Annotated in this window: 21 protein-coding genes and 2 riboswitches; of the genes, 13 read left to right on the top strand and 8 right to left on the bottom strand. The window is 45.9% G+C overall.

Features of this window, described 5'->3' with window-relative positions; all coding sequences use genetic code 11:
* Positions 1–102 precede the first annotated feature (102 nt).
* The gene (gene htpK / locus AC3WTF_RS05925) at positions 103–804 is read right to left on the bottom strand and encodes a transcriptional regulator HtpK (RefSeq protein WP_007407208.1); all 702 of its coding nucleotides are present in this window, start codon (positions 802–804) and stop codon (positions 103–105) included.
* 148 nt (positions 805–952) lie between these two features.
* On the opposite strand from htpK, the gene htpX reads away from it, so the two are divergent.
* The 4 genes from htpX to AC3WTF_RS05905 all read left to right on the top strand — a co-directional run bounded on the left by htpX (position 953) and on the right by AC3WTF_RS05905 (position 4,298).
* Complete coding sequence (gene htpX, locus AC3WTF_RS05920) at positions 953–1,846, top strand: protease HtpX (protein ID WP_007407207.1); 894 nt, start codon at positions 953–955, stop codon at positions 1,844–1,846.
* 158 nt (positions 1,847–2,004) lie between these two features.
* A complete protein-coding gene (locus AC3WTF_RS05915; RefSeq protein ID WP_007408478.1) occupies positions 2,005–3,357 on the top strand; it encodes a TrkH family potassium uptake protein in 1,353 nt (450 codons plus the stop codon).
* Between the two features lie 94 nt (positions 3,358–3,451).
* Positions 3,452–4,126 carry a DUF421 domain-containing protein gene (locus AC3WTF_RS05910; protein WP_042635144.1) on the top strand — a complete coding sequence of 225 codons (675 nt, stop codon included), beginning with the start codon at positions 3,452–3,454 and terminating at the stop codon, positions 4,124–4,126.
* A gap of 1 nt (position 4,127) precedes the next feature.
* Complete coding sequence (locus AC3WTF_RS05905; RefSeq protein WP_007408476.1) at positions 4,128–4,298, top strand: protein YkzE; 171 nt, start codon at positions 4,128–4,130, stop codon at positions 4,296–4,298.
* Between the two features lie 41 nt (positions 4,299–4,339).
* On the opposite strand, the gene AC3WTF_RS05900 is transcribed toward AC3WTF_RS05905, so the two are convergent.
* Positions 4,340–5,362 carry an acyltransferase family protein gene (locus AC3WTF_RS05900; RefSeq protein ID WP_007408475.1) on the bottom strand — a complete coding sequence of 341 codons (1,023 nt, stop codon included), beginning with the start codon at positions 5,360–5,362 and terminating at the stop codon, positions 4,340–4,342.
* A 255-nt stretch (positions 5,363–5,617) separates the two neighbouring features.
* Here AC3WTF_RS05900 and AC3WTF_RS05895 point away from each other — a divergent pair, with 255 nt between their 5' ends.
* Together AC3WTF_RS05895 and AC3WTF_RS05890 are read left to right on the top strand one after the other, a co-directional pair.
* Positions 5,618–7,837, top strand: a complete 2,220-nt coding sequence (locus AC3WTF_RS05895; RefSeq protein WP_020955724.1) for a PAS domain-containing sensor histidine kinase — start codon at positions 5,618–5,620, stop codon at positions 7,835–7,837.
* Positions 7,834–8,331: a methylated-DNA--[protein]-cysteine S-methyltransferase gene (locus tag AC3WTF_RS05890; RefSeq protein ID WP_007408473.1), complete on the top strand. Its 498-nt coding sequence runs from the start codon at positions 7,834–7,836 to the stop codon at positions 8,329–8,331. Before AC3WTF_RS05895 ends, AC3WTF_RS05890 begins: the two co-directional genes overlap by 4 nt.
* 241 nt (positions 8,332–8,572) lie before the next feature.
* Here the strand turns inward: AC3WTF_RS05890 and mtnA are convergent, their stop codons facing one another.
* The 3 genes from mtnA to AC3WTF_RS05875 form a co-directional block, all read right to left on the bottom strand.
* Positions 8,573–9,634: an S-methyl-5-thioribose-1-phosphate isomerase gene (gene mtnA / locus AC3WTF_RS05885; protein ID WP_015239731.1), complete on the bottom strand. Its 1,062-nt coding sequence runs from the start codon at positions 9,632–9,634 to the stop codon at positions 8,573–8,575.
* A gap of 6 nt (positions 9,635–9,640) precedes the next feature.
* Positions 9,641–10,825, bottom strand: a complete 1,185-nt coding sequence (mtnK, locus tag AC3WTF_RS05880; protein ID WP_047935654.1) for an S-methyl-5-thioribose kinase — start codon at positions 10,823–10,825, stop codon at positions 9,641–9,643.
* 110 nt (positions 10,826–10,935) lie between these two features.
* Positions 10,936–11,090, bottom strand: a riboswitch (SAM riboswitch).
* Between the two features lie 92 nt (positions 11,091–11,182).
* Positions 11,183–11,962, bottom strand: a complete 780-nt coding sequence (locus AC3WTF_RS05875) for a carbon-nitrogen family hydrolase (protein ID WP_003154702.1) — start codon at positions 11,960–11,962, stop codon at positions 11,183–11,185.
* 91 nt (positions 11,963–12,053) lie between these two features.
* Between AC3WTF_RS05875 and AC3WTF_RS05870 the strand changes: the two genes are divergently transcribed.
* From AC3WTF_RS05870 to spo0E, 6 genes are all read left to right on the top strand, one after another.
* The gene (locus AC3WTF_RS05870; RefSeq protein WP_041482189.1) at positions 12,054–13,250 is read left to right on the top strand and encodes a pyridoxal phosphate-dependent aminotransferase; all 1,197 of its coding nucleotides are present in this window, start codon (positions 12,054–12,056) and stop codon (positions 13,248–13,250) included.
* A 36-nt stretch (positions 13,251–13,286) separates the two neighbouring features.
* Positions 13,287–13,386, top strand: a riboswitch (SAM riboswitch).
* An 81-nt stretch (positions 13,387–13,467) separates the two neighbouring features.
* On the top strand, positions 13,468–14,682 hold the full coding sequence (gene mtnW, locus AC3WTF_RS05865) for a 2,3-diketo-5-methylthiopentyl-1-phosphate enolase (protein WP_015239734.1): 1,215 nt from the start codon (positions 13,468–13,470) through the stop codon (positions 14,680–14,682).
* Entirely contained in the window at positions 14,679–15,383 is a 705-nt protein-coding gene (mtnX, locus tag AC3WTF_RS05860) for a 2-hydroxy-3-keto-5-methylthiopentenyl-1-phosphate phosphatase (RefSeq protein WP_047935655.1), read from the top strand. The genes mtnW and mtnX overlap by 4 nt, the downstream gene beginning before the upstream one ends.
* Positions 15,341–15,970 carry a methylthioribulose 1-phosphate dehydratase gene (locus tag AC3WTF_RS05855; RefSeq protein ID WP_007408466.1) on the top strand — a complete coding sequence of 210 codons (630 nt, stop codon included), beginning with the start codon at positions 15,341–15,343 and terminating at the stop codon, positions 15,968–15,970. Before mtnX ends, AC3WTF_RS05855 begins: the two co-directional genes overlap by 43 nt.
* A gap of 15 nt (positions 15,971–15,985) precedes the next feature.
* Positions 15,986–16,522, top strand: a complete 537-nt coding sequence (locus AC3WTF_RS05850; RefSeq protein ID WP_007408465.1) for a 1,2-dihydroxy-3-keto-5-methylthiopentene dioxygenase — start codon at positions 15,986–15,988, stop codon at positions 16,520–16,522.
* 280 nt (positions 16,523–16,802) lie between these two features.
* Positions 16,803–17,063, top strand: coding sequence for an aspartyl-phosphate phosphatase Spo0E (spo0E, locus tag AC3WTF_RS05845; RefSeq protein WP_007408464.1), 261 nt, complete (start codon positions 16,803–16,805; stop codon positions 17,061–17,063).
* Positions 17,064–17,272: 209 nt separating this feature from the next.
* On the opposite strand, the gene kinD is transcribed toward spo0E, so the two are convergent.
* Positions 17,273–18,790 (bottom strand): sporulation kinase KinD, encoded by a 1,518-nt coding sequence (gene kinD, locus AC3WTF_RS05840; protein ID WP_046559543.1) that lies wholly within the window; start codon positions 18,788–18,790, stop codon positions 17,273–17,275.
* A gap of 198 nt (positions 18,791–18,988) precedes the next feature.
* Between kinD and mhqR the strand changes: the two genes are divergently transcribed.
* Complete coding sequence (gene mhqR, locus AC3WTF_RS05835; RefSeq protein WP_007408463.1) at positions 18,989–19,435, top strand: MarR family transcriptional regulator MhqR; 447 nt, start codon at positions 18,989–18,991, stop codon at positions 19,433–19,435.
* 35 nt (positions 19,436–19,470) lie between these two features.
* Here mhqR and motB read toward each other — a convergent pair whose 3' ends face one another.
* Both motB and motA read right to left on the bottom strand, forming a co-directional pair.
* On the bottom strand, positions 19,471–20,256 hold the full coding sequence (gene motB / locus AC3WTF_RS05830) for a flagellar motor protein MotB (RefSeq protein WP_003154685.1): 786 nt from the start codon (positions 20,254–20,256) through the stop codon (positions 19,471–19,473).
* Entirely contained in the window at positions 20,228–21,043 is an 816-nt protein-coding gene (motA, locus tag AC3WTF_RS05825) for a flagellar motor stator protein MotA (protein ID WP_007408461.1), read from the bottom strand. Before motA ends, motB begins: the two co-directional genes overlap by 29 nt.
* Positions 21,044–21,266 lie beyond the last annotated feature (223 nt).

Below are 21,266 nucleotides of genomic sequence, written 5' to 3'. Positions count from 1 at the left end.
TTTCGCGTTTTAGTTTCAAACGGAACGGTATTGATTATGCTGGCAATTGTTGTACAGCAAAAAAACCCCGGCGCAGACACCGGGGCGAAGAAGCGTTATGAATTATAATAAATGGCTGGTCATTTTGTAGGCTGAGGCTTGAATATGGAAAGTCAAAACGGAGAGCACCGTGACGGCGATTATGGATCTGATATTGTTCCATTGTCCGCTTCCGAGTTCTTTAAAGCAGCCTTTGAGCTTGTCCGTCTGCTCTTCGACGAGCTCCTGCAGGCTCGTTTCCTTCATCGGCGGGTTTGCCTTATGATGAAGATAATCAATCACTTGGGCGCAGCTTTCATAGTAGCTGATCGGGCTGATGACGTCGTCTGATCTGTCTGTGATCGTGTTAAAAGCGATTTTTAATATGCCGCGTATATGTTCGAAGTCATAAATTGATTTTAAATCACGTACAATGAGAAGGATGACAGCTTGTTCAATTGTATATTTTTTGCCGAGTAAGGGGTGGCCGATTAAATCTTTAATATCGCGCTTCACCCAGTTTTGGACGGCGGTTGATTTTAAAGACGTCAGCTCGCACAGATTTCCCAGCTCGACAATCTCGTTAGTTGAAAGCCCGTATTCCTTTTTCTCTTTTTTTCGTTCGAATCTCGTCAGAAATTCAGGGATATGCAGACGGCTTTCCGCCTCATCCAAGGTCATATCCGCTGATTGCAATAAGATTTGGAGAGGGGTTGCGTCTCCTTGGCCTTTTAGCGCGTAAAGAAGCCGGACCATATCAGTTCGGGTCAGTTTAAACGTGTTCATGGTTCACCTCTGATTGATTACGTGTTCACTTTTTAATATCACTGAGAATTACATTAACATCATACGTCGAAATTGTTGCATTTTCAAACAGATCATTTATAATTTAAGTAAATAAGTTCTTTTGATCTTAAAAAAGACGGAGGTAATTATGGCGAAAAGAATATTTCTGTTTATTTTAACGAACCTTTTGGTCATTACGACAATCGGAATTGTGCTTACGATTATTACAAGCGTTACCGGTGTCGGCTCGTATATACAAAATGGCCGCATTGATCTGATGGCATTGCTCGTGTTCAGTCTTGTCGTCGGTTTTGTCGGTTCTTTTATTTCTCTCGGAATGTCCAGATGGATGGCCAAAACGATGATGGGCGTCCGGGTGTTAAATCCGAAGAAACAGTCGCTCAGCTATGAAGAACAGCAATTGGTTGACCGCGTGCACAGATTGTCCCGTGCCGCAGGGATGACGAAAATGCCTGAAGTCGGCATTTATCATTCCCCGGAGGTCAATGCTTTTGCGACCGGACCTTCTAAGCGCCGTTCGCTTGTCGCGGTTTCTTCAGGTTTATTGCAGCAGATGGATGATGCTGCGGTGGAAGGGGTTCTTGCCCATGAAGTCGCACACATCACAAACGGTGATATGGTCACGATGACGCTGCTGCAGGGAATCGTCAATACGTTCGTTGTATTCCTTTCCCGAATCGCGGCATGGGTTGCAAGCCGCTTTGTCAAAGAAGACCTCGCGCCGGTCGTTCATTTTATCGCGATGATCGTGTTTCAGATTATCTTTTCCATTCTCGGCAGTCTTGTCGTCTTCGCCTACTCGCGCCATAGAGAGTTTCACGCTGACCGCGGCGGTGCAGACCTTGCCGGCAAGGATAAAATGATTCACGCCCTGCGTACGCTGAAGTCTTATACAGGACATGTGAATGAAGAGGACCAGACGGCGGTGCAGACGTTAAAAATTAACGGTAAAAAGCATTCGTCACTGTTCTCCACACACCCTGATCTCGATGAGCGCATCCGCAGGCTGGAAGCAAAATAATCAACAAAACCTCTGACAATCGTTTCAGAGGTTTTTTGTTTAAAGATCGGCAAATTACATAAGGTAATGAAAAATCTTTCTAAAAAGACCTTTAAAAATTCTCCCAATATCATTAGAATAATTACGTACTACATTTGAGAGGCAGAAGGAACTATCTTATGAAATTAAAACTGAAGAAATTCATACAGATCTTGTCGCCTGCACAGCTGATTGCATTATATTATTTTCTCGCTGTGACGGTGGCATTTATTTTGCTAAGTCTGCCGGCCGCCCACAAACAAGGGGCCAGCTGGTCGTTTATAGACGCGCTGTTTACGGCTGTCAGCTCAGTCAGTGTCACCGGTTTAACGGTCGTCAACACGGCTGATACATTCAGCACGGCCGGGATTGTCATTTTGGCTTTCGTGCTTCAATTCGGCGGAATCGGCATCATGACGCTCGGAACATTCGTCTGGCTCATTATGGGCAAACGGATCGGTCTGCGGGAACGGAAGCTCATCATGGTGGATCAGAATCAATCGCAGTTTTCCGGTATCGTCAACCTGATGAAGCAAGTGCTGTTTTTGATTTTATTAATCGAGTTTTTAGGCGGCATCATCTTAGGAACATATTTTTTAACGTATTATGATTCGTTTGAACAGGCGTACTTGCACGGATTCTTTGCGAGCGTCAGTGCCACGACAAACGGCGGTTTTGATATTACGGGAAATTCACTCGTCCCGTTCAGACATGACTATTTCGTGCAGTTTATTACGATGCTTCTGATTATTTTCGGTGCGATCGGTTTTCCAGTGCTCGTAGAAGTAAAGGACTTTTTGTTTTCAAAACAGCGCAGATACTCATTCACGCTGTTTACGAAAATTACGACCGTTACGTTCGGAATGCTCGTTTTGTTCGGAGCCGTGGGCATTTATGCGCTTGAAGCAAGCCATGTCATGAAGGGGAAAAGCTGGCATGATGTTTTATTTTTATGTCTCTTTCAATCAACCGCTACGCGAAGCGGCGGGCTTGCGACAATTGATATCAGCCAGCTGTCGGCGCCGACATTATTTTTCATCTGCGCCCTCATGTTCATCGGCGCATCACCGAGCTCGGTCGGCGGCGGAATCCGTACGACGACGTTTGCGCTTAACCTTCTTGCCCTGTTTCATTTTGCCCGGGGAAATAAAGCGGTCAAGGTCTTTAAACGCGAGCTTCACCAGGCTGATGTCATGAAGTCGCTGGTCGTTACGATGATGGCGATTCTGCTCGTGTTCGGATCGACGCTGATTCTGGCCGTGACCGAGAAAAATCAGACGCTCCTCGGACTGCTTTTTGAAGTGTGTTCCGCATTCGGAACGACCGGCCTGTCGCTTGGGATTACTCCGCATTTAAGCGACATCGGAAAATGCGTCATCATGATTGTCATGTTTATCGGCCGGATCGGCATTTTGACGTTCCTTTATCTGATCGGCCGAAAAGAAATCGAAGCAAATTATCACTATCCGAAGGAAAGAATGATTATCGGCTGACACCGCTTTTCAGAAAGCGGTGTTTTTTATTGCCGTAAAATGGATGAGTGGAAACAGTTTCTTTGGAGATTCTACTTGTAAAGAGGTGACGTCATTGTTTACCGTATTTTGGAAGTCGGTAGTTATGATAGCGGTCGGTACCTTTTTATTGCGGATTGCCGGACGGAAATCAATCAGCCAGCTGTCGGTGACCCAGACAGTCATCATGATTTCGATCGGCTCGATTATTATTCAGCCGTTTATTGAACATAATTTATGGGAAACTATTTTCGCGGCGGCGATTTTTATTGCGGTATTAATCCTGATGGAATATTTAGAAATCAAATCAAGCTTTTTTGAGTTTTTATTTTCAGGAAAAACCGTCGCCGTTGTCAGAAACGGAAAAATCATCCCGGAAAACTTAAAAAAAATGCGTTTTACCGAAGCTCAGCTGTCAATGAGGATCAGGCAGGAAGGCCTCGGAGACATTCAAGATTTTAAATATGTGCTGCTTGAGCCGAACGGACAGATCGGCTATGAACTCATTGATGAGGCCAAAAACGTGACAGTGCGCGACTTGAAAAAAATGCTTGATGAATTCAAAACAGATTTGCTGACAGAAGGAGGAAATCAAATGAAACGCAAAGCAGCAAAGAATGAAGCTTTGACCAACAACAACACACCGACTGAGAGCATGGACAAAGATGCATATAAAACACAATATGACGGTGATCCCGGACTGAGAGGCGCAAACCGCAAATCAAAACACGGCAAACAAGGAGGCGAGTAACATGACGAAAAAAAACCGCCACAGCAAAGACATGCAAAACCATAAAAAGCCGATGGACCCTAAATTGCTTGAAGAAGAGTTTGCAAGCGAGCTCGGTGATTATAACGCCGGAAAATGGATTGAAACGCTTGAACAGACGAAGCCAAAGAAAAAAGAAGACCGCAAACAATAAAAAATACCTCTTAGGCGGCAACGCTTAAGAGGTATTTTGCATTATTTCGAATAAGCACCGTTTCTTGTTCCTTTCACCGCTTCAAGCCAGCCGGTGATCCGCAGCTCAATAAACGGCTGTGCGGCCGTTTTCACCGCATTGCTGGAGAGAATGGACGTAAGAGCGGCCGTTAAAATTAAGAGCATGACTAAATTCTGATAATCAGACAAGTGATCTTCAAGCCCGATCTGCCGCAGCGTTTTTATAATGAATCCATGCAGCAGATACACGTAAAACGTTCTCGTCCCCCATTTCGTAAAGAAATAACGCTTTTGCGGAACGAGCGCCAAAAAGCTGAAAGTGGCGGCAAAGGCCAAAACATACCAGCCGATGCGCGACAGACCGCTCAACAGCGACACTGTGCCGAATGTAGAATAAGGCTCCGATCCGAACAGCCACGAGTAATCAAAGTCAATACACCAGCATAAGAGGAAAACAATCCCCAGTACGCCCGCGGCAATCTGTCTGCCTCTTTTAGCCCGAAGCAAATCAAAGTGCTGTTTCTTTAAATAAAACCCGACGAGAAACATCGGAAGAAAAACAAACGTCCGTGAAAGACTCAGCGTGCTGCTGATAAAATCAAGATACCCGATCATGACGGCAAGCCCGCAGCTCGCCCCAAGCGCCCACATTTTCGGCAGCTTCGTAAAGGGATAAAGCAGCAGATTCCAAAAGAATAAGCTGACTAAAAACCAGAGAGACCACTGCGGATCAATCGGATTGACGCTTGCCATGCTTTCATCCTGAATCAAATAGTAAAAAACTGAGTAAATGCCCTGAAAAATCAGGTACGGAATAATCAGCTTCACAGCCAGCTTCTTCACATAACCTTTCCGCTTAAAGTTTTTTGCGAAATAGCCGGAAACCAGGATAAAGGCCGGCATATGAAAAGTATAAATGAATTTGTAGAGATGGAGCATAAACTCATTTCCGTTAATAAATGACCGGAGGATATGGCCGAACACCACCAGAAAAATCAAGATAAACTTGGCGTTGTCAAAGTAACTGTCTCGCGATTTTGTCATAGCATCACCTTCTCTTCAAAAATCATCCACTGCATGATTATTTCCTGTTGGTGTTCATTTTAAAATAAAAAACAAAAAATTGAAGGAGGACAAAAGGGATTGTTAGGATGATGTAACGGGGAGGTAAGGATCGTAGAAAAAGACTTTAACTTGTCATATCATTGAAATTTTCTGAAATGTATAGGGCGAATGAAGGAAGATGAGGTATTTTGTAGAAATATTGAAGGATAGGTTTTTGAAGAAGGAGTGTACTGAATGGCTGAAACTCTGGATTTGCAAACAAACGAGTCGCTGAAAGAGCAGCTGAAGCGGATGAAAGAGGAAAATGACCGCCTGAAGAGTGATTTGAACCGGTATCACGTGATTATGAATAACACGCTTGATGCCATTTTTATATGCCGTAAGGAAATGAAAATCGTCCAGGCGAACGAGGCTGCGGCCCGGATGATGCAGATTGAGGCAGAGAGCCTCATTAACCGCTCCGTCCTGGATTTTTTATATTCCGTGCCTCAGGAAGAACTGAATAAGGCCGTGAAAAAGTTTTTAAAAAAAGGCCATCTGTGGAAAGAGGTGCCGATTAAGCTTGACAGCGGCGCGACGAAATACATTGAATTCCTCGCCAGAGACGGAATTGGGGAGGATTATTTTTTTGTGGTGATGAGGGACATCTCCTCTAAAAAAATATTAGAGCGCGAATTCTCCATGAACGAGCAGCTGTTTAAAGATTTGTTTGACAGGGCTGTCGACGGCATCGTGCTGTTTGATAAGGACGGCGGGTTTATTGATGCGAACCTCTCTTTTTGCAAAAGCTTTGAGATCGGCCAGAATGAATTGTCCCATCTGTCGCTCCGCCATTTTACCGACGGAGAAAACAAAAAGCATCTGAAAGAAATCTGGGAAACCCTCCGCAGAAAAGGAAACGCCAAAGGAGAACTGCCCGTCAAGCTTCGGTCGGGCGAAGAGAAGCTGTTTGAATTTACGATTACGTCCAACTTAATCAGCGGGTTCTACATGTCCATTATGAGGGACATAACAGAGAAACGGTTGATGGAATTGAAACTTTTCAAAAGCGAAGAGCGATTCCGCGAAATTTTTGAAAACGCCATGGACGCGATTGTCATTTGGTCTGATGACGGAAAGATTGCCAAAGCAAACGAATCGGCGTGCCGCATTTTCGAACTGCCGATGGATAAACTGGTGGAGACGAATTTATGTACGTTTATCGTTGATCCGCAGAAAAAATACAAACAGATTAAGAAAAAATATGAAAAATACGGGGAAATCCGTGAAGAAATGCTGTTTCAGATGGCAAACGGCCAATTTAAAGAGCTGGAATTCACATCAAAACGAACCATACTTGAAGGTCAGCATTTAACCATTTTAAGAAATGTCAGCGATCGTAAGCGGATGGAAAAGGAATTGCGGGAAAGCGAGCTGAAATTCAGAAAAGTATTCAACGGCTCAATGGACGGCAAGGTCTTATTTGACAACCAATTCCGCATTATTGACGCGAATCCTCTCGCAAGCCGTATACTCGGTATGCCGGATGAGGAGCTGAGAGCGTACACCGTTCCGGATATTCTTTCTTTATTTGATATTGAAAACGCGGGTGTTCCCGCCAGAAAGATTGATTTAGAAGGAATGGATAATGAAATCCCCTTCCTGTTAAGCAGCAGCGACAGCCGCAAACTGGAATTCTCCTTCAAAAGAAATATCATTCAAAATATGAATCTGGCCATCTTTAAAGATGTCACAGAGGCCAAAGAGCTTGAAGAGAGGCTGCGGAAATCCGACACTCTTCATGTTGTAGGGGAGCTGGCGGCGGGCATCGCCCACGAAATCAGAAACCCGATGACGGCGCTGAAAGGGTTCATTCAGCTTCTTCAAGGAAGCATTGAAGGCGAATATTCTCTGTACTTTAACGTCATTACCTCAGAATTAAAACGAATCGAGTCTATCATCACTGAATTTTTAATTTTAGCGAAACCCCAGGCGATATTATATGAAGAAAAAGACGTGACGCAGATTATGAAAGACACGGCTGATCTTTTGAATGCCCAGGCCAATCTTGTCAATGTGCAGATCCATCTGAACCTGACCGGAAACATCCCGCCGATTTACTGTGAACCGAATCAATTAAAACAGGTGTTTATCAATATTTTAAAAAACGCCATTGAAGTCATGCCGGGCGGCGGCAATATCTACGTGACCATTCAGTCTTCTGATCAAGACCACATTTTGATTTCTATTCAAGATGAAGGAACAGGCATTTCCGAAGACAAATTAAAACGTCTGGGTGAACCATTTTACACGACAAAAGACAGGGGAACGGGCCTCGGTCTCATGGTCAGCTATAAAATCATCGAAGAACATCAGGGACGCATTCATGTGGAAAGTGAAGAAGGGAAGGGCACCGTTTTTCATTTGACGCTTCCGATCCGGCAGAATACCGAAGAAAGAAGGAGCGGGGAATGATCTGTTTTACAAGTGTGAGAGCGCCGTTTGGAACCGTCATCATAACAGAGGAAGAGAGCTTTATTACCGGCCTGTTTCTCACCGGGGAAGATTTTGAGGAATGGCGGAAAGACGCGCCCGGCGTAAAGCCGTGCGAAACCGCTTTGCTGTCGGAGGCGAAACAGCAGCTGGCATCATATTTTTCAGGAGAAAGAAAGCAATTCTCTCTGCCTCTGAGACAAAAAGGCACACCCTTTCAGGAAAGGGTATGGAACGCGCTGACGATGATTCCTTACGGGGAATCCCGAAGCTACGGCGATATGGCTGAAGCGATCGGAAAACCGAAAGCGGTGCGCGCCATCGGACAAGCCAATAAACGAAACCGGCTGCCGATTTTGATCCCTTGCCATCGGGTAATCGGCAAAAACAGCGCCTTAACGGGATACGCGGGCACGAAGACGGATGTAAAAGCGGTGCTGCTGAACATCGAACAAATATCCTATAAAGAAAAATAAAGCGTATGGCACGTTCCGTTTTTTCACGTCCGACATATCATTTTATTAAGTGAAAAAAGTTGGTCTGATGAAAAAGGAGGACGAAGCCTGATGAAAATGAGCCGTCCGCAAAAGATAGCCGGTTATGCAGAGCTGTTTTTTAAAATGCATCTCATTACAGCCGTCCAAAAAGATGAAGTGATTACATTGTGCAGACAAAAAAACCGCTGACATTGCCTGAGGCAATATCATCAGCGGTTTTTCAGCTCAGCTGGCAGTCAGTGAATAATTGTTCAATTTCTTCCGTGTAAGAGCCGGTCACAATTCCTTTCTCGGTTATAATGCCGGAAATCAGGCTGCCCGGTGTGATGTCAAAGGCCGGATTGAAGACCGGCACATCTTCGGGAGCGGTGCGTATGCCGGAGATCTGTCTGACTTCATCCGGATCTCTCTCTTCAATCGGAATCTGATAGCCGTTTTCAATCTGCAAGTCAAATGTCGAAAGCGGTGCGGCCACAAAAAACGGAATTTGAAAGGCGTTTGCCAAAATAGCGAGACCGTACGTTCCGATTTTGTTGGCCGTATCACCGTTTTTTGCAATTCTGTCAGCGCCGACAATGACTGCAGAAATATGTTTTTCCTTCATTGTATGGGCGGCCATGCTGTCGGTAATGAGCGTGACATCAATTCCGCCCTGCATCAGCTCCCACGCCGTCAGCCGTGATCCTTGGAGAACGGGTCTTGTTTCACATGCGTAGATATGAAGGCCGAGATCTTTTTGTTTCGCTAAGTAAAAGGGAGCAAGCGCCGTACCGTATCGGCTTGTGGCAATCGAGCCCGCATTGCAGATGGTCATGATCTGGTCGCCTTTTTTAAAAAGGTGCAGCGCATTCTGGCCGATCATTCGGCATGTTTCTTCATCCTCAATCTGAATTTGAATGGCTTCATGAACGAGCGTTGTCTTCGCTTCATTGATTGAGATCGCATCCCTGATGGAATCCGTCAGTCTGTCAAGCGCCCACGCGAGGTTGACGGCAGTGGGCCTCGAACTGTTTAAATACGCTTTGACATCCGCGAACTGACGTCGGAAATCCGAAAGGTCGCGGGCTTCAAACGACTTGGCGGAGAGCGCGAGTCCGAACGCCGCGGTTATACCGATGGCCGGGGCGCCCCTTACTTTCAGCGTGACAATCGCGTCGAATACATCTTCCTTTGTTTCAAGTTCCACATATTCAGTGACGTCGGGAAGCTTTTGCTGATTTAAAATGCGGATGTAGGTTTCTTTCCATTCTACAGAACGGGGGATGGCAAATTCATTGGTCATGCTGCATCATTCCTTTACACGGAGCTTAAATTGGTCCAGAACCTCGGTGATATGCTTCAGTTTTTTTCTGTTTTCGATATAATAGGCGCCGATGTCAAGCGCGAGCTTCTTCCGTTCGATTCGTTTGTCAAACGGAGTGATTTCATCTAAGTCAGCCACATGGGCGAGTCCGATCGTGCGCCGGATCAGTTCGCATCCCGCAAAACCGACCGCTTCCTCAAACGCGTTTTTCAGTGTGTCTTCCAGCAGGTGTCTGCGGGAAGGCAAGCAGTCTTTCTCCCATGCTTCACTGAATGTTTTCACAAATGTATCCCATACGGCGGCAGTATGATCATATAACGGCTGTCTGTCGTCACCGTCGCGGCTGAGGGCGTTTAACAGCAGATTGGCGATAAATTGGCCGATGTCAAACCCGATCGGTCCGAAGAAAGCAAACTCGGGATCAATCACCTTTGTTTCATGTTCATCGGCGAAAATGCTTCCCGTGTGCAGATCGCCGTGAACCAATGTTTCCGCGGAATTCAGAAAGATGGCTTTCAATTCGTCAGCACCTTCTTTCAGCCGGGAATTGTTCCAAACTTTTTCTGCGTATGGGCGCAGCTCCTCTTCAAAATCGTTTGTCTCATGGTCGAGAAACGGTTCTGTAAACACAAGCCTTTCCGTAATATTGCAAAGCTCAGGATTTGTAAACTGCTTTGCGAGCTGCTGCTTTACTTTCGCATCAAGCGCATAATCGGATGAGTAAAAAAGCGTTTTCCCTAAAAATTCACCGATATGGGCGGATAAGTTCGGATAATGCTTCCCTTCCAGCAGCCCTTTTCTTGAAATCCGCAAATGCGAGAGGTCTTCCATTACCGTGACGGCCATTTCAGTATCGGAATAGTAAACGGCCGGAACGAGGTGCGGCACGTGTTCGCCCTGGCGGATGAGGGCGCTGCTTTCGATTCTCGCCCTGTCAATTGTAAGCGGCCAGCTTTCACCGACGACTTTCGCGTAAGGAATCGCCTGTTTGATAATCAGTCCTTTTTTGTTTTCTTTATCGTAAACATGAAAGACGTAATTTAAATTGCCGTCGCCGATTTCACGGCATGTCAGAGTGCTTTTGCTTTGGAATAAGCCGAGCTTGACGGCTAACGCGGCGGCGGAGCTTTCTGTTAATTGTTCATAAAGACTTGTTTTAGTTGCTGACATGGATTTACCCTCCAATTATGTAGTGGCAGTAAGAGATCGTGACGGAGAATACGCCCGAAAAAAAAGCCTCCTTCTCTGAAAGAGAAGGAGGCTGAAACAGTGCAGTCCGCCTCTTATCTCTCAGATAACATCTGATGGAATTAGCACCGTGCCTTATGAGACAATCGTCTCGGCGCAAAATGTACGCGCCCCATTTCACAATGGAATTACGGTCGGTTGCTGTTGGGGTCAAAAGGCCAATCCCTCGCCCAACTCTCGATAAGAGAAAAATATATTGATTTGTATCACAATTCGGATTAATCAGTTGATGAAAATATTAGCAGGTACCGGATATTCTTGTCAACATTTTTTTGAAAATTAATATAAATCACGCCGCAAGTCTTGGAAAACCGGAATGGTTCCCCGCACGGCCGCGCTTTCTGACACATCGATTTCCGCCCGGACTGCGCCTTCCGTCCGGTCTCCTTCGGCTAAAATCCGGCCCCACGGGTCAATAATCAGGCTGTGGCCGGCAAATTCATTATCGGGATTGGACCCCGTGCAGTTAGAGGCTGCGACAAAACATTGGTTTTCAATTGCTCTGGCGATAAGCAGGCTTCGCCAATGATCAAGGCGGGGCAGAGGCCATTCCGCAGAGATAAACAGGACATTCGCGCCCTGGGACGTATGCTTTCTGATCCATTCGGGGAAACGGATATCATAGCAGATCAGCCCGGCGCACTTGACACCGTCAAGCTCAAAGGAACCGTCGCTATTTCCTGCTGACAAGTAAAGGTGTTCATCCATCAGCTGAAACAGATGGGCTTTCTGATACCGCTTCACGATCTGTCCGCTGTTATCGGCGATGTACATGGTGTTATAGACATTTTCGCCTTCTTTGACCGCAAAAGATCCGGCAACGAGGTGTACGTTGTATGTTTTTGCCGTTTCTTTAAGCCATTGTTCCGAAACTTTGCCGTTTTCATCCGCCAGCTGGTCTAGCCGTGTGAGATCATAGCCGGTCGTCCACAACTCAGGAAGCACGATTACATCCGCATGGCGGCTTTCTTGCTCAATCAAAGATTCTGCTTTTTTAAAGTTTTCTGAAGGATTTCCGTATGAAATATCAAATTGCAAACAGGAAACGGTCCATTTCATTTTTTAACACCTCAAGTTTCTCTTTACTTTTTTTATTTAACCATATATGATGATGGACTATCATTTCAAGACATTTTTAGAAGGTGAAAATATGAACTTTGAAATCTCAGATGTACTCAAACAGCTGCCAGAACAATTTTTCGCATCATTGGTGCAAAAAGTGAATCAAAAGCTGAAAGAAGGCAGAGACGTCATCAATTTAGGGCAGGGAAACCCTGATCAGCCGACGCCTCAGCATATCGTTGAAGAAATGAAGCGCGCCGTCGAAAGGCCGGAAAATCATAAATACTCATCATTCCGGGGCGCTTACAGCTTCAAAAAAGCAGCCGCTGCATTTTATGAAAGGGAGTACGGGGTCACGCTTGATCCGGAAACGGAAGTCGCCGTGCTGTTCGGAGGCAAGGCGGGACTTGTTGAGCTTCCGCAATGTCTTTTAAACCCGGGAGATACCATTCTGGTGCCTGATCCCGGATATCCTGATTACTGGTCGGGCGTCGCCCTTGCGAAAGCGAAAATGGAAATGATGCCGCTGACAGAAGAAAGAGGGTTTCTCCCTGATTACAGCGTAATTCCTGAAAAGGTGCGGAGCGAAGCGAAGCTGCTGTATCTCAATTATCCGAATAATCCGACCGGCGCTGTGGCGACTGAGGCGTTTTTCGAGGAGACGGTCGGCTTTGCGGAGCAAAACGGCATTTGTGTCGTTCATGATTTCGCGTACGGAGCCGTCGGCTTTGACGGGCATAAACCGCTGAGCTTTTTGCAGACCGAAGGCGCAAAAGAGACGGGAATCGAAATCTATACCTTGTCCAAAACGTATAATATGGCGGGCTGGCGGGTCGGCTTTGCCGTCGGAAACGCTTCTGTCATCGAAGCGATCAACCTTTATCAGGATCATATGTTTGTCAGCCTGTTTCCCGCAGCGCAGCAGGCGGCGGCAGCCGCACTTTTAGCGGATCAGGCATGCGTCGCGGCGCAAAATGACAGATATGAATCGAGACGCAATGCATGGATTAAAGCCTGCCGCAATATCGGCTGGGATGTGACGGCTCCGGCGGGCTCCTTTTTTGCATGGCTCCCTGTGCCTGACGGTTATACGTCACAGTCGTTTTCAGACCTGCTGCTCGAGAAAGCGGATGTCGCGGTCGCTGCCGGAAACGGGTTCGGAAAATGGGGGGAAGGCTATATAAGAGTCGGTCTTCTGACAAGTGAAGAAAGACTTAAAGAAGCTGCGGAACGGATCGGGAAACTGAATCTTTTCACCCGAAAAAGCATTGACATATCAGAATAACAATGCGATAATTCAAAATACTTTATAAAATCATTATTCTTATCAAGAGCAGGCAGAGGGACGAGCCCGATGAAGCCCGGCAACCGACTGATAAAGCACGGTGCTAATTCTTGCAGCAGGAGCTGAGAGATAAGATTCGGACATAACACGAAGCCTCTTTCTGCTCATACGGAAGAGGTTTTTTTATGTTTTGCGAAAGAAAGAGAGGCGTTCACGCATGAGCGAAGTATTGGCAACATATCTTCTGACAGACACAACGGACAGTGAAAAGCGGGCGGAACAGATTGCGGCGGGGCTGACGGTAGGCTCCTGGACTGACCTGCCCCTGGTGAAGCAGGAACAGCTCAGAAAACATAAAGGGCGGGTCGTAAAAGTTGAGGAGAAAGAAGGAACCTCAGAAAACGAAACACAATCCGTCATCACCATCGCCTATCCCGAGGCGAATTTTTCAAGAGATATTCCGGCCGTCCTGACGACGGTATTCGGAAAGCTGTCACTGGACGGAAAAATAAAATTGACTGATCTTGAATTTTCCGAAGGGTTTAAACGCTCCCTTCCCGGGCCGAAATTCGGTATATACGGCATCCGCAAACTGCTGGGCGAATTTGAAAGACCGCTTCTGATGAGCATATTTAAAGGCGTGATCGGACGGGATCTCGCCGACATTAAAGAACAGCTCAGACAGCAGGCGCTCGGCGGCGTGGATCTGATTAAAGATGATGAAATTTTCTTTGAAAATGAACTGGCTCCGTTTGAAACCCGCATTATCGAAGGAAAACAAGTCCTGAAGGAAACCCGGGAGGAAACGGGGCATAAAACGCTGTATGCCGTAAACCTTACGGGAAGGACCGCTGAATTGCGGGATAAAGCGAGGCGCGCGGCAGAACTCGGGGCGGACGCGCTTTTATTGAATGTGTTTGCTTACGGTTTAGATGTGATGCAGAGCCTTGCTGAGGACAGGGAAATCCCGCTTCCGATCATGGCGCATCCGGCAGTCAGCGGCGCGTTCACATCATCTCCCGTTTACGGCTTGTCGCATGCGCTTTTGCTCGGCAAGCTGAACCGCTATTGCGGCGCTGATTTCAGTTTATTTCCGTCACCTTACGGATCCGTTGCTCTTCCGAAGGAGTCCGCGCTTGCAATCCATGATGAATGTGTAAAAGACGATGTCTTTCATCCGTCGTTTGCCGTCCCGTCAGCAGGCATTCACCCCGGTATGGTGCCATTGTTGATGCGCGATTTCGGCATCGATCACATCATCAATGCCGGCGGAGGCATTCACGGCCACCCGAAAGGAGCCGAGGGCGGCGGAAAAGCGTTCCGCGCCATCATTGATGCGGTGCTTGAAGCGCAGCCGATTGAAGAAAAAGCCGCGTCGTGCAAAGATCTTCAGCTCGCATTAGACAAATGGGGAAGGGTGGAAGCCGTATGACCCGCACACCGCTGATTATTTGTGATTTCGACGGAACGGTCACCATGAACGACAACATTGTCAGCATGATGAAACAATTCGCGCCTCCTGAGTGGCTTGAATTAAAAGACGGTGTTCTGTCTAAAAGCATATCAATCCAAGAAGGAGTCGGACGGATGTTCGGACTGCTGCCGAGCAGCTTAAAAGAAGAACTGACCGGCTTTATCCTGAAGGATGCGAAAATACGGGACGGCTTTTTGGATTTTGTCTCGTTTGTCCGGTCAAACGGCCTCCCGTTTTATATCGTAAGCGGGGGAATGGACTTTTTTGTGCATCCGCTTTTGGAAGGGATCGTAGAAAAGGAGCGGATTTTCTGCAATCATGCATCCTTTGACAATGAATATATTCATATAGACTGGCCGCATGCCTGTGACGGAGATTGCACCAATCAATGCGGCTGCTGCAAACCGTCAGTCATCCGAAAGCTATCCGATCAGCAGAAATTTCTCATTATGATCGGTGATTCGGTCACGGATGTTGAGGCTGCAAAGTTATCCGATATGTGCTTTGCGAGAGATTATCTAATGACTGAATGCAAAGAACTCGGCCTCCGGCATCTGCCTTTTCAAGATTTTCATGAGGTGAAAACAGGCATTGAAAACATCGGGGAGGTGCAGGCATGGCTGCAAAAGAAGAACGCTGGCGCGAACTTGCCGAGGTAAAGCGCGAGCTGGCTGAAAGAGACTGGTTCCCGGCAACGAGCGGGAATCTTTCCATCAAAGTATCCGACGCGCCGCTGACTTTCCTCGTTACGGCGAGCGGAAAAGACAAACGAAAAGAAACAGATGAAGATTTTCTCTTAATCGATGAGAACGGGAAGCCCGCTGAGACCGGCCATTCTTTAAAACCCTCAGCAGAAACGCTTCTCCATACTTACTTATACCAAAAGACAGACGCCGGCTGCTGTCTGCATGTCCATACCGTCAATAATAATGTCATCTCAGAGCTTTACGGGGATGAAAAACAAATCACTTTTCAGGGGCAGGAGATGATTAAGGCGCTCGGATTATGGGAGGAAAACGCGTCCGTGACCGTTCCGATCATTGACAATCCGGCGCACATCCCGGCATTGGCCGAAAACTTCGCGCACCATGCGGCCGCCGGCTCAGGCGCGGTGTTAATCCGCAATCACGGCATTACGGCATGGGGGCGGACCGCATTTGAAGCGAAAAGGGTGCTGGAAGCCTATGAATTTTTATTCAGCTGTCACCTCAAGCTTCTGTCACTTCGGCCGCAGCTGGTAAAATAAAAGGAGGAATAGAAAATGGCGACCATCAGAATTCATGACGAAAAAAATACGCTCATTGAACATCAGGAAGAAGTAGCGCGCTTCTTAGACGAACAAGAGGTGATCTATGAGCAGTGGAACATTGAAAAACTTCCGTCTGAGCTTTCGGAAAAATACGATCTAACCGAAGATGAAAAAGAACGGATTCTCGCGGCGTTTGACACGGAGATTCAGGACATTTCAGCCCGGCGCGGATATCAGTCTCAGGATGTCATTTCTTTATCAGACACCACGCCGAATCTTGATGAATTATTAAAAAATTTCCAAAGAGAACATCACCACACGGATGATGAAGTCCGCTTTATCGTCAGCGGACACGGCATCTTCGTCATTCAAGGCAAAGACGGCACATTTTTCGACGTCCGTTTAAATCCGGGAGATTTGATTTCAGTTCCGGAGAACATCCGCCACTACTTTACGCTTCAGGAAGACCGCCGGGTCGTCGCAATCCGAATCTTCGTGACGACTGAGGGCTGGGTGCCGATTTACGAAAATGAAAGTGTGCAAAACTGATAGACGCCCGAACCTCTCATGCACCCACCGGCATGAGAGGTTTTTTATTGTAATATAAAGTCAGCTTTGGCTGTTTTTTAATTCTTGAATATGCCGCATTCTGTTTATATCATTACCCGAATGGGTATTATTCTCTTATTCATGCTAAAGATTCCAATATGAAATGAAAAAATAAGTTATTTAGTAAAAAAATGTTTACAAATAAAGTATAATCTGTAATAATGCTCAATAACCCAATCAAACTTGTTTCCTATTCTTTTAGCGGTGAGGGGTGAAGTGAATGGGCAGTTATTCTGAACAAGAAAAATTGCTTCTATCTATTGATAAAAAAAGAAAAATGATGATAGATGCGGCTAACAGGCAAGGGTTTACAGGATATGACACGATCAGGCACAGCCAGGAACTGGACTGTCTGATGAACGCGTATCAGCAGCTGGTAAACCGTGATCGTACACATCACCAAGGAATACAGGGCCTTGTGAAGAAAATAGGCTTGTTCTCCCGCGGTGACGTCATGCCTGCATATGAAGCAAACAAATGATGGATGATAAAACAGATAACGAAGACTGAATGCGCTTCCTGATCAAGCGCCGCATCCGAAAGATGACCGCGTACAGTCAGCACATTTTTCCGCTGGCACGGCTCACGAAGCGCCTCGTACTATCTGCCGGCTATGATGCCGTTCCTCTGGTATATCCTCTTACACATACTCTTCTTTAAATAAAAAACACCCCGATCAGGGTGTTTTTTTCATCGAGAAGCGGCAGGGAGGGTAATGGTGACCTCTGTGCCCTTATCGACTTCGCTTTGAATGTCAATCGAACCGCCGTACATCAGCATGATTCGTTTACATACGACAAGGCCGAGGCCGGTGCCTTTTTCCTTTGACGTTACAAACGGAAGAAAAATGTGCTCAAGCATATCTTCAGAAATGCCCATTCCGTTGTCGGCCACCTTAATGACTGCTTTATGATCGCGGGCTTCTAAATAGATGGACAGCCGGCCGCCTTCCTGCATGGATTCCAGCGCGTTTTTCGCGACATTTAAAATCACCTGTTTAATATGGTCTTTCGTGCAGTTGACCTTGAGCGGCCGATTGACGAGAATCTCCACATTCACTTCCACATTGTATAGATTCCCTTCAGAATAAATAATCGGCATAATCTCATCAAGAATATCCTGCAGCGAGTTCACTTCCAACCGTTCAGCAGTAGGTTTTCCAAGCACTAAAAACTCACTGACAATCTGATTGATCCGTTTAATCTCCTGCTCAATAATTGAGAAATACAGCTGATCTTCCTCCGATTTGTATTTTTTCTGCAAAAGCTGAATGAAGCCGCTGATCCCTGTAAGCGGGTTGCGGATTTCATGGGCGGTGCTGGCGGCAAGCGTTCCGATAAGCTCCAATTTCTGCGCTTCATTTTGAGCGCGCTCCAGCTGGGTCTTGCGCTTAAGCAAATAATATTGAACGAGGATGAACAGAATATTCAGCAGCACGGCAATACTGGACATCGGCAGCAGCACGCTTTTGGTCAGCTCATTCAGCTCAACCGGTTTCGGATAAACATTGATATTCCAATTAATATCATCCAGATAGCCGCTGACCGGTTTCACACCTTCTGATTGATCAGCCCGTCCGCTGGCAAATATCACTTTATTCTGATTGGTTGCCTTGACATAAACGTCAGGGCTCAGCATATTGATCATATTTCTCAAATAATCGACTTGTATGGCGGCTACTAAATAATCCGTGACTTCCCGTTTTGCGTCTAACACCGGCACGCAGATCGTGAAGATGCGCTGGCCTGTAATTCTGCTGGAGTAGTCATTTGTGATGACCGTTTTTTTCGTCTTTTTCGCCTTCGTAAAATACGGTCTGTCGGCCAAATTCACCTTTGATTTCAGATCAGTCGTGCTTGCGATGACATCACCTTTGGAATTCAGCATATACAGACCGCTGAATCTGGGTTCATCCTCAAAAGCCTGATCGAGAATGTCAATGATCTTTTCTTCATTGACAGGCTTATCGACAGCGATCGCAAGTGTTGTCATCCGGGCTTTTGTTTCACCGATTAAATAATTGAGCTTATTGCGGTGAAGGTTGAGCATCATACTGGCTTCCTGTATGTGTTTATCGGCTATTTTCTGCTTTTCTTTTTCATAAATGAAAAAGCTGATAATAAGTGCCGGGATGATCACCAATATGAGATAAAGCTTGATCTTTCCCCGGGCACCTTTAAATGTATTCACTCTGCATCGCTCCAACATTACACTTGAATAGAGGTATTATATCATTTTTATACTTCTTTAATAAGAAAAAATAACCAAAATGATAGAAAAACAAATTATTTTATTAAGGTCTGACAAAAAGAAGAGAAATTTTGGAAACATTTTTGTTGACATTTTTCATTTTGTTTATTAATGTTTCTCTGTAACGGTTTCTTTTGTAAAAGGATGATTGAATGTATGACGGATAAAACAGAAAACTCATTGAAATTATTTATTGTACTGTCACGTGCGTACCGATCTATTAACGACCATATGAATAAACATATTCATAAGCACGGCCTGAACCCGACGGAATTTGCGGTGCTTGAGCTGCTGTACCACAAAGGCAACCAGCCGCTTCAGCAGATCGGCGACAAAATTTTATTAGCGAGCGGAAGTATTACATACGTTGTTGACAAATTAGAGAAAAAAGAACTTCTCATCAGAAAAGCCTCGCCGACTGACAGAAGAGTGACTTTCGCACAGATTTCCGAAAAGGGAATCCGTCTTTTGGACGATATTTTCCCTGATCATGCTGACGAAATTAAAGAAATGATCAGTGTGTTGAGTGATGAAGAGATAGAAATGTGTACGGAAATGCTGAAAAGAGTGGGGTTAAACGCTAAACATTTTCATCAGAAATAAAAAAGGAAGCCATTTGAAAGGCTTCCTTTTTTATATTACTGATTTTGGTCAGTCGCGGCGTTTCTAGGCTGTATCAATACCTCGACGCGCCTGTTTTTGCTGCGCCCTTCGGCGGTTTTGTTCGACACGGCCGGTTTATACTCTCCGAAACCTTTGGCGCTGAATACTTTTGCGTCAAGTTTCGGGTTTTCCGTGAGAATAGCCATGAAGTTGACGGCCCGCATGACGCTTAAATGCCAGTTAGATTGATATTGTGAGTTTTTAATCGGTACATTGTCCGTATGTCCGCTGATAATAATGTTCCTTGGCGGATTCAGCACAAGGAGATTCGAGATTTCCTTGGCAAGCGGAATATCTTCCTGACGGATATCCGCCCGTCCGGAATCAAAAAAGATACTGTCTTTAATGGTAATTAAGAGTCCTTCTTTAGTCAGCTTTGTTTCCAGCTGAGTTTCAAGCTTTTTATTTTTTATAAATTGATTGACTTGCTTTTGCACGCCTTCAAGTTCTTCGCGGTCGGCTGCTTCTCTTTCTTTCTTTTTCTGTTCTTTATCTTTTTCCTTGTCTTTTTTTAACTGATCAACGCCGTCTTTTTCGTTTTCAGGAGGGGTGACGCTTGAATATTCAAGAACACCCGTGCCTCCGGTAAACACGGCGTTAAATGATTTAGACAGCATTTGGAATTTCGCCGCATCGACCGAGCTCATGGCGAACAATACAATGAACAGAGCCAAAAGAAGGGTGAGCAAATCCGCGTACGGGATCAGCCAAGACTCATCCACATGCTCGTCATCATGCTTCTTCTTCTTTTTTCTCGCCATTGTTTGCCTCTCCTTCTTGTTCAGCGACTTTTGCGCGTTCATTCGCAGGAAGATACATGAGAAGTTTTTGTTCGATCACTTTCGGGGCCTGTCCTTCAAGCACTGACAGAACGCCTTCGATCATGATTTCACGCAGTTTGACTTCCTGCTTTGATTTGCGTTTCAGTTTGTTGGCGAAGGGATGCCATAGTACATATCCTGTGAAAATCCCGAGAAGGGTGGCGACAAACGCCGCACTGATGGCATGTCCGAGCGCCTCGGTATTGTTCATGTTGGAAAGAGCCGCGATAAGGCCGATGACCGCACCCAAAACGCCGAGTGTCGGCGCATATGTGCCGGCTTGTGTAAAGATGGCTGCGCCGGCCTGGTGTCTGTCTTCCATCGCTTCAACTTCCTCAGTCATAATATCTCTGATAAATTCTGCGCTTTGTCCGTCAACCGCCATGCTCAGGCCGTTTTTCAAAAATGCGTCATCCACGTCTTCAATGCTTGCTTCCAATGCGAGCAGACCTTCACGTCTGGCGATTTGCGCCCATTGAGAGAACATAGGAATTAATTGCGCAATTGTCAGCTGTTTGTTTTCTTTAAACAGCACTTTAAAAAGGGCAGGCACTTTTTTGATTTCTTTTCCGGGAAATGCGATGATCACCGCAGAAATCGTACCGAACAAAATAATCAGAATAGCTGCCGGGTTAGCGAGTGCGCTTAAGCTGACCCCTTTCAGCACCATGCCCACGCTTAAAGCAATCAAGGCGAGGATGATACCGATAATCGATGTTTTATCCATAGTTTTCACCAAATCCTTTATACTAGCTTTCTATGGTTAATATCGGTGGCAGTGCATGGAACTTTAGGGTGATTGAGAAATTGTTCCCGAATTCTTCACAGTTTCTCCCTTCCGGCATGGAGAAAGAAACAAAAAAGCGGCTCCCCGGGGACTGACCCCATAATATGAGACAAACAAAAAACACCTTCAAGTTTGAAAACGGATCGTTGTTATCCGAAATTAG

The sequence above is a fragment of the Bacillus sp. EB106-06-01-XG163 genome, from assembly GCF_058791615.1.
This window is presented reverse-complemented; position numbering and strand designations above follow the sequence as displayed.